This is a genomic window from Microbacterium sp. UBA3394 (assembly GCF_002358725.1).
GTDB classification, from domain to species: domain Bacteria; phylum Actinomycetota; class Actinomycetes; order Actinomycetales; family Microbacteriaceae; genus Microbacterium; species Microbacterium luteum.
The window spans coordinates 1-10664 of sequence record NZ_DEPK01000219.1 but is presented as its reverse complement, the minus strand read 5'-3'; the positions used below and the strand labels follow the sequence as shown (position 1 = coordinate 10664).

The 10664-nt window shown below is 70.4% G+C and carries 12 protein-coding genes; 4 read left to right on the top strand and 8 right to left on the bottom strand.

Annotation, left to right across the window (positions count from 1 at the left end):
- Positions 1 to 645: alpha/beta fold hydrolase (locus B4E30_RS13455; protein WP_286795584.1), on the top strand; the 645-nt coding region annotated here is incomplete at its 5' end.
- A gap of 170 nt (positions 646 to 815) precedes the next feature.
- A complete protein-coding gene (locus B4E30_RS13450; RefSeq protein WP_194383787.1) occupies positions 816 to 1421 on the top strand; it encodes a hypothetical protein in 606 nt (201 codons plus the stop codon).
- Positions 1422 to 1426: 5 nt separating this feature from the next.
- On the opposite strand, the gene B4E30_RS13445 is transcribed toward B4E30_RS13450, so the two are convergent.
- The 7 genes from B4E30_RS13445 to B4E30_RS13415 all read right to left on the bottom strand — a co-directional run bounded on the left by B4E30_RS13445 (position 1427) and on the right by B4E30_RS13415 (position 7700).
- Positions 1427 to 1831, bottom strand: a complete 405-nt coding sequence (locus tag B4E30_RS13445) for an alpha/beta fold hydrolase (protein WP_194383786.1) — start codon at positions 1829 to 1831, stop codon at positions 1427 to 1429.
- Positions 1832 to 2075: 244 nt separating this feature from the next.
- Positions 2076 to 3458, bottom strand: coding sequence for an NtaA/DmoA family FMN-dependent monooxygenase (locus tag B4E30_RS13440; RefSeq protein WP_286795583.1), 1383 nt, complete (start codon positions 3456 to 3458; stop codon positions 2076 to 2078).
- Positions 3455 to 4816 carry an NtaA/DmoA family FMN-dependent monooxygenase gene (locus tag B4E30_RS13435; protein WP_286795582.1) on the bottom strand — a complete coding sequence of 454 codons (1362 nt, stop codon included), beginning with the start codon at positions 4814 to 4816 and terminating at the stop codon, positions 3455 to 3457. Before B4E30_RS13435 ends, B4E30_RS13440 begins: the two co-directional genes overlap by 4 nt.
- Positions 4817 to 4882: 66 nt before the next feature.
- Complete coding sequence (locus B4E30_RS13430) at positions 4883 to 5458, bottom strand: TetR/AcrR family transcriptional regulator (protein WP_286795581.1); 576 nt, start codon at positions 5456 to 5458, stop codon at positions 4883 to 4885.
- Positions 5455 to 6450 (bottom strand): adenosine deaminase, encoded by a 996-nt coding sequence (gene add / locus B4E30_RS13425; protein ID WP_286795580.1) that lies wholly within the window; start codon positions 6448 to 6450, stop codon positions 5455 to 5457. The genes B4E30_RS13430 and add overlap by 4 nt, the downstream gene beginning before the upstream one ends.
- Before the next feature lie 157 nt (positions 6451 to 6607).
- Positions 6608 to 7138, bottom strand: a complete 531-nt coding sequence (locus B4E30_RS13420) for a flavin reductase family protein (protein ID WP_286795579.1) — start codon at positions 7136 to 7138, stop codon at positions 6608 to 6610.
- A 22-nt stretch (positions 7139 to 7160) separates the two neighbouring features.
- Positions 7161 to 7700, bottom strand: a complete 540-nt coding sequence (locus B4E30_RS13415) for an NADPH-dependent FMN reductase (RefSeq protein WP_286795578.1) — start codon at positions 7698 to 7700, stop codon at positions 7161 to 7163.
- Between the two features lie 408 nt (positions 7701 to 8108).
- On the opposite strand from B4E30_RS13415, the gene B4E30_RS13410 reads away from it, so the two are divergent.
- Both B4E30_RS13410 and B4E30_RS13405 read left to right on the top strand, forming a co-directional pair.
- Positions 8109 to 8657 (top strand): flavin reductase family protein, encoded by a 549-nt coding sequence (locus tag B4E30_RS13410; protein ID WP_286795577.1) that lies wholly within the window; start codon positions 8109 to 8111, stop codon positions 8655 to 8657.
- The gene (locus B4E30_RS13405) at positions 8654 to 9358 is read left to right on the top strand and encodes a riboflavin kinase (RefSeq protein WP_286795576.1); all 705 of its coding nucleotides are present in this window, start codon (positions 8654 to 8656) and stop codon (positions 9356 to 9358) included. Before B4E30_RS13410 ends, B4E30_RS13405 begins: the two co-directional genes overlap by 4 nt.
- 31 nt (positions 9359 to 9389) lie before the next feature.
- Here the strand turns inward: B4E30_RS13405 and pgi are convergent.
- A partial coding sequence (gene pgi, locus B4E30_RS13400; protein ID WP_286795575.1) for a glucose-6-phosphate isomerase occupies positions 9390 to 10664 on the bottom strand: 1275 nt, incomplete at its 5' end.

Genomic DNA, 10664 nt, shown 5'->3' with positions numbered 1-10664 from the left:
TGGGTGAACACCGGCTGGGTGCGCGACCTCACCAGCGACGGATTCCGCGTTCTCGCCCTCGACCAGCGCGGCCACGGGGCCAGCGACAAGCCCCACGAGTCGCGTGAGTATGCGCTCGCGGCCCTCGCCCGCGACGTCGAGACGGTCCTCGACACCTACCTCGTCGACACCGTCGCGTACGTCGGCTACTCCCTCGGCGCTCGTGTCGGCTGGGAGGTCGCTCGGGATCTTCCGGGGCGGATCGAGCGGGTGGTGCTGGGCGGCGTTCCCGACGGGGTGCCGCTGAGCAGGCTCGACCTCGATCAGGCGCGGGCCTACGTGCGCGAGGGTGCAGCGGTGACGGATGAGCGCACGCAGCAGTACATCGGCCTGATCGAACGGGTCGGCGGCAACGACCTCGAGGCTCTGCTCGCGATCGCCGAGGGGCTGCGCGCCTCGGGCGCCGCCGACCCGGACCCGACGGCGGCGCCCACCCAGCCCGTGCTGATCGCGACCGGCTCCCGCGACGCCATCCTCGAGGGCTCGAAGGCGCTCGCCGCCGCGTGCCCGCAGGGCCGGTTCGTCGAGATCCCGAACCGTCATCACTTCAACGCGCCGGGCTCGCGGGATTTCCGCGCCGCCGCGCGCGAGTTCCTCGCCGGCTGATTCGCCGAGATCCCCCCGCACGCGAAACGCTCCGGACGCGCGTCGGTAGATGCACGCCCCACTCCGGTGGCCGCATCATGGGCGGTTCCTCCATGGCCGGCGGCTGCCCGCAGACGTAGTTTCGGCAGGTACCTGCCCCTTCGGGGGTCTGCGATGTTCCGGGAGGATCGATGCCGATCAACAGCCGTCTGCAGGGCCTGCGCGACCACACGCCAGAGGAGCGCCGACGGCGGGTCGTGGAGGGAGCGGGGCTGCCGGCCGACGCGCTGGATCCCCTCGGCATCGGCGGTGGCCTCACCCTCGAACAGGCCGATCACATGATCGAGAACGTCGTGGGGACCATGGCGATCCCGGTGGGCGTCGCCACGAACTTCCACATCGACGGGATCGACCGGCTCGTGCCGATGGCCACCGAGGAGCCGAGCGTGGTGGCCGCCGCCTCCAACGCGGCGCGCATGGCGCGCGGGCACGGCGGCTTCCGCACCTCGCACACCGGCGACGTGATGGCCGCGCAGATCCAGATCCTCGACGCGGTCGATCCCGAGGGCGTGCGGATGCGCGTGCTCGAGGCCCGCGACGAGCTCGTCGCCCTCGCCAACGACCAGGACCCGGTCCTGGTGCAGTTCGGCGGCGGCGCGCGGGACGTGACCGCGCGGGTGGTCTCCACGCGCGTCGGTCCCCAGGTGATCGTGCACCTGCACGTCGGCCGCACGATCGTGACCGCCCTCGATCCCGACGACGCGGTGCTGGCGACGGCCGAGGTCGGATGGGCCTGACGGCCTCAGCGCGGCACATGCTGCGCGAGCGCATCCGCCCCCAGGCTCAGTACGCGCTCGGGATGCTCGATCGCGGCGGTCTGGGCCATCATTCCGCCCATCGAGTGCCCGATGAGGTGCGCGGCGGGGATGTCGAGCGCATCCAGCACGCGCAGCACGTCTTCGGCCATGTCGGAGAGGTCGTAGCCGCCGTCGATGTCTTCGTCGCCGCCGAAACGCTGCGACAGCCCGGTGTCGCGGTTGTCCAGGCGCACGACGCGGAAGCCTTCCGCGACGAGCAGCGCGACGAGCCGGTCGTCCCAGCTGATCAGCTGCGCGCCGCCCCCGGAGATGAGTACGATCGCCGGATCCGCCGGATTCCCCTCGATCTCGAAGTAGATCGAGACATCGTCGACGGTGGTGTACGGCATGCGTCGAATCTACCCAGCCTCGCCACCCCGCGGAACGTGCTGCCACCCCATGCCTTCGTCCGGCATATGTGCTCGCGGCACAGTGGGCGCGGGGGCAGTGGGCGCAGGGGCGACTCCGCGACGCAGCCCTTTCCACCGAGCCACCCCCTTTTCGCCGAGCCACCCCTTTCCGCCGCGACGAAACGGGGCCGTTCGGCGGGAAAGGGCCGGTTCGGATGCGGCCGTGCCGTCGCCGGCTCGGGACTCAGTCCGCCAGCACCGGATGCTCCGCGCCGAGGCGGTCGTGGCCGGGGCGCTCGGTCACGCGGGAGCGGAGGGTGTTCCCCGGAACGCCCGCGCGCAGCCGGCCGCGCTCGCGCAGGATCGGCATCACGAGGCGGCCGAAGTCCTCGAGGTCGGCCGGCTCGAACACCGGTTCGAGGAGGAATCCGTCGAGGTCGGTCTCGGCGGCCAGGCGCTCGATGCCGTCGGCGACCTGCACCGGGTCTCCGACGAGCCGGAAGCCGCGCGTGCCGCGGCCGCGCAGCTGGTCGAGGATCTCCCGCACCGTGGGGGCGTTCTCGCCGAGGAAGCGCTCGATGTTGCTCGTTCCCATCTGCCCGACCGGGCCGCCCTGCTCGAGCACCTGGTGCAGCGTCTTGTCGGGGTCGAGGGCGAGCAGGTCGATGCCGGTGTTGCCGGCGTAGAGGGATGCGACGATCTCGTCCGTCTGCATCGCGTCGAACTCCGCCTCATAGCGTTGCGCATCGGCCTCGGTCTCGCCGACGAAGACGGTGAGCCCGGCCATGAGCTTCACGGCCCGCGGGTCGCGTCCGCGGTCGGCGGCGAGCCGGCGGATGTCGGCGACGGCGGCGGCCGTGCGCGCGGGCGTCGTGGCCTGCACGAACACGCACTCGGCGTTGCGCGCGGCGAAGGCGCGTCCGGCGGGGGAGGTTCCGGCCTGGAACAGCACCGGCGTGCGCTGCGGCGACGGCGGGGCCCCGAAGTAGCCGCGCGAGCGGTAGTGCTCGCCCTCGAAGACGACCGGATGCACGCCCTCGCGCCGCGCATAGACCCCGGCGTCGCGGTCCACGATGCGGGCGTCGTCATCCCACCCCTGCTCCCACAGCCGTGCGGCGAGTTCCACGTACTCGGCCGCCATCGCGTAGCGCGTGTCGTGCGGCACGATCTCGTCCTGTCCGAACACGTCGGCGACGGCGTTCTGCGAGGCGCCGGTGACGATGTTCCAGCCGACGCGACCGCCGGTGAGGTGATCGAGGGTCGCGAAGCGGCGCGCGAGCTGAGCCGGATGCTCCAGTCCGGTCGACATCGTCACGACGAACCCGAGGGTGTCGGTGTGCTGGGCGAGAAGCGGGAGCAGGTAGTCGGGGTCGATCGCGGAGAAGTTGATGCCCTTGGTCGCCGCGATCTCGGGCAGGTCGCCGTCCACGAGCGGGTAGCCGTAGCCGCCGGCGAAGAAGAGGAAGTCGAAGCCGGCGTCTTCGAGCACACGGGCGATGTGGATCCAGTGCTGCGGGTCGAGGAAGTCGGCGCTGCGGCTGCGCGGGTGCGCCCAGCTGAACGTGCCTCCCACCTGCGGGGCGGTCACTTCGAACACGCCGAAGTGCAGGGTCTTCGCGTCGGTCATGCGTGCACCGCCACCCGTCGATGCGCCGCCCCCGGATGGGTGTCGGCCAAACGTGGCCCCGCCCCGAGTAGCCGCTCCCGGAGCGTGACTGTCGGGTTCTCGGCGGCGACGAGTCCGCGGGTGCGCAGTTCGGGCACGACGAGGTCGAGGAAGGAGTCGAAGGTGCCGGTGTGGTCGGGCTGCACGAGGAAACCGTCGGCGCCGGTCTCCGCGATGGAGCGCTCGGCAGCATCCACCACCTCGGCGGGGGTGCCGACGAACGGCGTGCCCATGACGGAGTTGCGCTGGAACTCCTCGAGGATCTCGCGCACCGTCGGCGCATCCGGACCGGTGAAGCGCTCGATGTTCGTGCGTCCGGTCTGCGAGCTCGACACCGCGGCGGGGTCGAGCGGCCGGTCGGGGTCCATGCCCGACAGGTCGAGCCCGGTGTAGAACGCATACGCGGCCGCGGCGTCGTCGAGCGAGCGCGCCTCGGTGACCCGTCGCTGGATCTTGCGCGCGCCCTCGGCGGTCTCGGCGACGATGAACGTGCCCGCGATGAGGCATCTGATCGACTCCGGGTCGCGGCCGTAGCCCTCGGCGCGGCTGCGGATGTCGGTGATCTGCGAGGCCATCGCCGGGATCTCGGCGGCGAGGAACACCGCCTCGGCGTAGCGGGCGGCGAGGTCGCGTCCGGGCGAGGATGTGCCCGCCTGGAACAGCAGCGGCGTGCGCTGCGGTCCGGGCGGCACCGTCAGCAGGCCCTTGGCGGCGAAGTGCGGCCCGTGGTGCTCGATCTCGCGCACCTTGTCGGGGTCGGCGAACACGCCGCGCTCGCGGTCGACGGCGAGGCCGTCGTCATCCCACGACCCCTCCCACAGCTTCAGCGACAGGTCGACGTGGTCGGCGGCGATCTCGTAGCGCTTGTCGTGGTCGGTCAGCGGGATGCCGAACAGGCGCGCGGACGCGTTCTGACCGGCGCCGGTGACGATGTTCCAGCCGATGCGTCCGCGGGTGAGGTGGTCGAGCGTCGCGAGCTTGCGGGCGACCATCGGGGGCTTCTCGACCATCGTCGAGAGGGTGACGGCGAGCCCGAGGCGGTCGGTCACGGCGGCGAGGGCGGGGAGGATCGCCAGCGGGTCGGCCTTCGGGAACTGGATGGCTCCGCGGATCGCCGCCGGCGGCACGGCATCGTCGACGATCGGGTATCCGTAGTCATCGGCGAGGAACAGGAAGTCCACGCCGGCTTGTTCGCAGCGCCGTGCCATCGTGACCCAGTACTCCAGGTCGAGGTAGTCCGTCGACCGGTTCTCGGGCAGCTTCCACATGCCCATCGGGCCTGCGCTCTGGAACATGCCGAGCTTCCACGGTGCCGCCATCCGACTCTCCTCCGACCTGAGTGAACTGAACGGTTCACACTGTAGGCGGCGATTGTTTCGGCGAGGTCACCGGCGGGTCAGAAGCGCGTGCACCGTGGCGCGGTTCGCCGCGCGCAGCTCGTCGGGATCGACGCCGGTGAGGGTGAGGAACTGCAGGCCGCGCCAGAGGCCGACCAGCTGCGTCGCCGCGACGCGGGCGTCGTCGGCGCCGAAGCCGTCGCGTCGCAGCACCTCGGCGGTCGCGTCGATCCACTCGTGGGCGATGCGGTCGGTGAAGGCGTCCCAGCCGTCGCGGTCGCGCATCGCGGTGCCGAACTGCTGGAAGAACAGCCGCAGGAACGGGTGGTTCTCAGGGGCGGAGAGGTCTTCCCACACCGCCAGCAGCCGCTGTTCGACCGGTCCGTCGCCGGCGAGCCGGGCGAACATGTCGCGCAGGCGGGGAAAGAGCTCGAACGCCGCCTGGGCCGCCTCATCCAGCAGCCCCTGCTTGGAGCCGAAGTAGTACAGCACCATGCGGTTGTTCGACCCGATGCCGCGCGCGATCGCGCTGAGGCTCATGTCGATCACGCCCTCGCGCAGGATGAGGTCGGTCGCGAGCCCGAGCAGCCGCGCGCGCTCCGGGCTGTCGCCGGCGGTGGTCACGCGAGCCAGGCGTCGATGGCGGACTTCGCGCGTGCCTTCGTCTCGTCATCGGCGAGGGTGGTCTCGATCGAGGTCCACGCGCACGCGGCGAGCTGCTCGTCGGTCATCCCGAGTTCGCGTCGGCACAGCTCGTACTCGTCGAGGATGTCGGGCCCGAACAGGATCGGGTCGTCGGCGTTGATCGAGCAGCGCACGCCCGCATCCAGCAGGCCCACCAGCGGATGCTCGGCCATGTCGTCGACGACCTCGAGCAGCAGGTTGGAGGTGGGGCACACATCCAGCGGGATGCCGCGGTCGGCCAGTTCCGCCACGAGTGCCGGGTCCTCCGCCGCGCGGACGCCGTGGAGGATGCGGTCGGCCTGCAGGGCATCCAGGGCGTCGCGGATCGACTCCGGGCCCACGAGTTCGCCGGCGTGCGGCGTGGACTGGAGCCCCGCGGCCTTGGCGAGGGCGAACGGCTCGGCGAAGTCGCCGGCGGGGTAGCCGCGCTCCTCGTTGGCCAGCCCGAGGGAGACCACACCGTCGCCGGCGCGCGCAGCGGCGGCACGTGCGATCACCATGGCTTCATCGAGATCGCGCATCCGGTCGATGGTCGGCATGAGTCCGAAGGCGACGCCGTGTGCCGCCGACGCGGCGCGGGCCAGCGCGATCAGTTCGTCCAGCGCCCCCTCGACGGTGCCGTAGCGTTCGGCGTAGAACTGCGGGCTCACGGCGAGTTCGAGGTAGGCGACCCCCTGTGCCGCCTGATCGGCGAAGATCTCATCGGTCAGGAGGCCCAGATGGTCGGGGTGGTCGAGCGAGGCCAGGAGGCTGCGATACGTCGCGCTGAATTGGGTGAAGCCGGCGAAGCCGGTCGTCGGCTTCACCTCGATGCCGAGCTTCTGCGACAGGCGCGTGAGGGTCGCCGGGCGCATCGCCGCCTCCATGTGGAGGTGGAGGTGTCCCTTGGGGAGGTCGCGCAGATCGCGCGCGGCGGGGGCGGGAGTGGTCACGGGATGCTCCTGGGTCGGCGGAGTGAATCGAACGGTTCACACCCTACGGCCGCGATGTTTCCGTGACGTGTCGCGAGATCAGCGGTCCACGCCCGCACGCGACGAGGGCGCCCCGACTGCGGTCGGAGCGCCCTCCCTGGTCGCTGAGCGGATGAGGTCACCCAGCGAGCTGTTCGAGCTCCCGCAGGTGGCGGTAGGCGCCCTTGAAATAGAGGAGGGGCTCGGTGTCGCGCTCGTGCCATTCGGCCGGGCTCATCTCGACGACCTTGCCGATCACGATGAGGTGGTCGCCCGCCTCGTGCTCGGCCCAGATCTCGCAGTCGACCCACATCAGGGTGTCGGCGATGATCGGGTTGCCGGATGCGGCCGGACTCCAGTCGATGCCGGCCCACTTGTCGGTGCCCTTGCGGGCGAACTGGTTCGAGACGGCGCGCTGATCGTGAGCCAGCACATTGACGGCGAACTTGCCGTCGGCGGCGATCCGCGGATAGGTGGTCGACGTCTTCATGACGCTGAACGACACCAGCGGCGGGTCGACGGACACCGAGTAGAACGACTGGCAGGTGAAGCCGATGGGCGCGCCGTCTTCGATGCCGGAGACGATGGTGATGCCCGAGGCGTAGTGGCCGAGCGTGTCGCGGAAGCGGCGCGCGTCGATGGCCGTGGGCGGGGTCGCGGGGTGAGACATGAATCCTCCTTCGACCGTCGGGTCAGGCGGTCACGGGCGCGTCGGCCGTCGCGGCGGCGACCGTGGCCAGGCGGTTGAGATTGCTGCGGTACTCGGCGGCGGCGTCGGCGACGACCTCGTCGAGCTTGTCCATCTGGCTGAGGGCCAGGTAGAAGCCGCGTCCGGGCACGGTCGCGCCGAGCTCCACCAGGAGCGGCGAGAGCGTGAAGGTCGGGCCCATCGCGTGGGTGAAGTCGGCGCCGGTGTGCACCGGGATCGCCGTGACGCCGGCGAGGCCGTTCGCGGGGTATCGATCGAGGAAGGCCTTGAGGAGGCCGGTGTAGGTCGCCTTGTACGTCGGCGACGCGAACACCACCAGGTCGCTCTCGGCGACCTGCGTGTTCAGGGCGGACATCTTCTCGGACGGCCACGCGAAGATCTCATCCACGTGGTCGGCGAGGTCGATGACCTCGAGTTCGTACGAGCCGGGGCTCAGCAGGTGGGAGACCAGAAGCTCGGCCACCTTGCGGGTGCGGGATGCCGGCTTGGGGTTGCCGACGACGACCATGACTTTCAACGACATATGTTGCTCACATCCGTACCGGTTGAGGGGGAACGGAGAGTGCCGTGACTCCACGTAGCGCAGGGGCTGTGGAGCGCACGAGACCTCCACACGCATCCAGGTTCTTTTGGCCCGGAGCGCCCGCAACGGCTTACGCTGCGAGACCGATTCTGCCACTGTCGTGTTTCGGGAGTGTGTCCAAGGTCACGGATCGTCACACGACGCGCGCAATATGCCGTTTACATCCGTGTGACCGACGGGCAATGCACCCGGCGCACACTGGATCTCGCAGCGTAAGCCGCTGTGGACCCTCTCGGGACACAAGACCCCGGGGGCAAGCATCGGGTCTGGAAACGGACCGCGTTCGTTGCGTGCCGCCGATCGACCCGTGCTCACCAACCGAGCGACGTCGTCGAAAGGGAGTCCATCATGACCCTGCTGTACCCGGAACTATCCGAGAGCACGCGCGTGCTCGATGTGCCCACTCACGACCCCGACCATGTGCGCGGGGCGATGGGAAGATTCCCGACCGGCGTGGTCGCGCTCTGCGCCATCGTCGACGGCGTGCCCGTCGGGATGGTTGCCTCGTCGTTCTCCGTCGGCGCGTCGTACAGCCCGCCGATGGTGATGTTCTCGGTGCAGAACTCCTCCACGACCTGGCCGATGCTCCGTCGAGCGGAGCGGATCGGGGTCAGCGTGCTCGGATCGCACCAGTCCGGCGCCTGCATGCAGCTCGCGTCGCGCAGCCGCGACCGCTTCGATGGGCTGGCCACGACCGTGACGGATGACGGTGCCGTGCTGATCGACGGCGCGGCGATGTGGTTCGACTGCGACGTCTACAGCTGCGCTCCGGCCGGAGATCACTCGGTCATCGTGATGCGGGTGCACACCATGAACATCGACGACGCGGGTGCGCCGCTGATCTATCACGAGCGCAGGTTCCACGGGCTGGCCGTGATCGAAGGAGGTCGCGCGTGACCCCGGAGGAGCTGCGCGTGCTGGCGGATCCTGCCGAGGCGGCGATGGTGCACTCCGTCGGCGGCGCTCCCGCCGTCATCGGCACGGTCATCCACGGCGATCAGCGCGGGCGCGAACTGGGCTTCCCGACCGCGAACCTCGCGCTCGCATCCGACGACCGCATCGAGGACGGCGTCTGGGCCGCCGACGTCTACGTCGGCAACGTGCGCCACGTCGCCGCCGCCTCGATCGGCCGCCGCCCCACGTTCTACGCCGCCGGAGGCGTGCGCCTGCTCGAGCCGTTCCTGCTCGACTTCGACGGCGACCTCTACGGCCGCACGATCGTCGTGCACCTGCGCGAGCGGATCCGTCCGCAGCGGCGGTTCGCCAGCGCGGTCGCGCTCATCCAGCAGATGCGTCGCGATGTCGAGGACGTTCGCCGGTGGGCGCAGACGGCGCGCTCGCGACCGCTTCGCACACGCGCGTCGCTGCCCGCGGGCGCCGCATCACGATCACCGCATCGGCATGGGGCGCGGGATGCGCAGCGGCGCCACCTCATCGAGGCGGCGGTGCAGCAGGAGCTCGCCGCCGGCACCGTCATCTCGCACGAGCGGATCGCCGCCGTGTCCGGCGTGCCGGTCGGCTACCTCCGCTGGCTGCTCCCGTCGCTCGACGACCTGCGCGCGGTGGCCCGCGAGGTCACGGTGCCGTACCCCCGCTGAGCGGTCCTCGCTCGCGCCGGCGCTGGGCGCCTCAGGAGCGGTGCGTGCGGTAGTACTCCAGCAGGGCGCGGGTGGATGCATCCTGCGCGGCGATCGCATCCTCATCGCCCTCGATCGCGGGGGCGATCTGCAGCGCGAGCTGCTTGCCGAGCTCGACCCCCCACTGGTCGAAGGAGTTGATGCCCCAGATCACACCCTGCGTGAACGTGATGTGCTCGTACAGGGCGACCAGCTCGCCGAGCACGCGCGGGGTGAGCGCCGGCGCGAAGATCGACGTGGTCGGCCGGTTGCCGGCGAAGGTGCGCGCGGCCACGAGTGCACCCGTCGTGCCCTCGGCCTCGACCTCCTCGGCGGACTTGCCGAATGCGAGCGCCTTGGTCTGCGCGAGGAAGTTCGACAGGAACAGGCCGTGCACGTCGCGGCCGTCGTCCTGCAGCGGGTAGGCGGGGTTCGCGAAGGCGATGAAGTCGGCCGGGATGAGGCGGGTGCCCTGGTGGATGAGCTGGTAGAACGCGTGCTGACCGTTGGTGCCCGGTTCGCCCCAGAACACCTCGCCGGTGTCGGTGGTGACGGGCGTGCCGTCCCAGCGCACCGACTTGCCGTTGGATTCCATCGTCAGCTGCTGCAGGTATGCGGCGAAGCGGCTGAGCTGCTGGGCGTAGGGGAGCACGGCGTGCGACTGGGCGTCGAGGAAGTTGACGTACCAGACGTTCAGGAGCCCCATGAGCACCGGCACGTTCTCGGCGAGCGGCGTCGAGCCGACGTGCTCGTCGACGGCGTGGAAGCCCGCGAGCAGCTCGCGGAAGACCTCGGGCCCGAACTCGATCATGAGCGACAGGCCGATGGCCGAGTCGACCGAGTAGCGGCCGCCGACCCAGTCCCAGAAGCCGAAGGCGTTGTCGGTGTCGATGCCGAAGTCTGCGACCTTGGGCAGGGCGGTCGACACCGCGACGAAGTGGTGAGCCACCGCGTCGGTCTTCGCCGCATCCGAGCCGTCGATGGCGCCGGATCCTTCAAGGCCCGCCCACAGCCAGTCGCGCGCGAGCCGGGCGTTGGTGAGGGTCTCGAGCGTGGTGAAGGTCTTCGAGGCGACGATGAAGAGGGTCGTCTCGGGATCGAGCCCCTTGGTCTTCTGGGCCATGTCGGTCGGGTCGATGTTCGACACGAACCGAGCCTGGATGCCGGCATCGGCATATGGCTCCAGCGCGGCCGAGATCATCACCGGGCCGAGGTCCGAGCCGCCGATGCCGATGTTGACGATATGGGTGACCTTCTTGCCGGTCACGCCCTTCCATTCCCCGCTGCG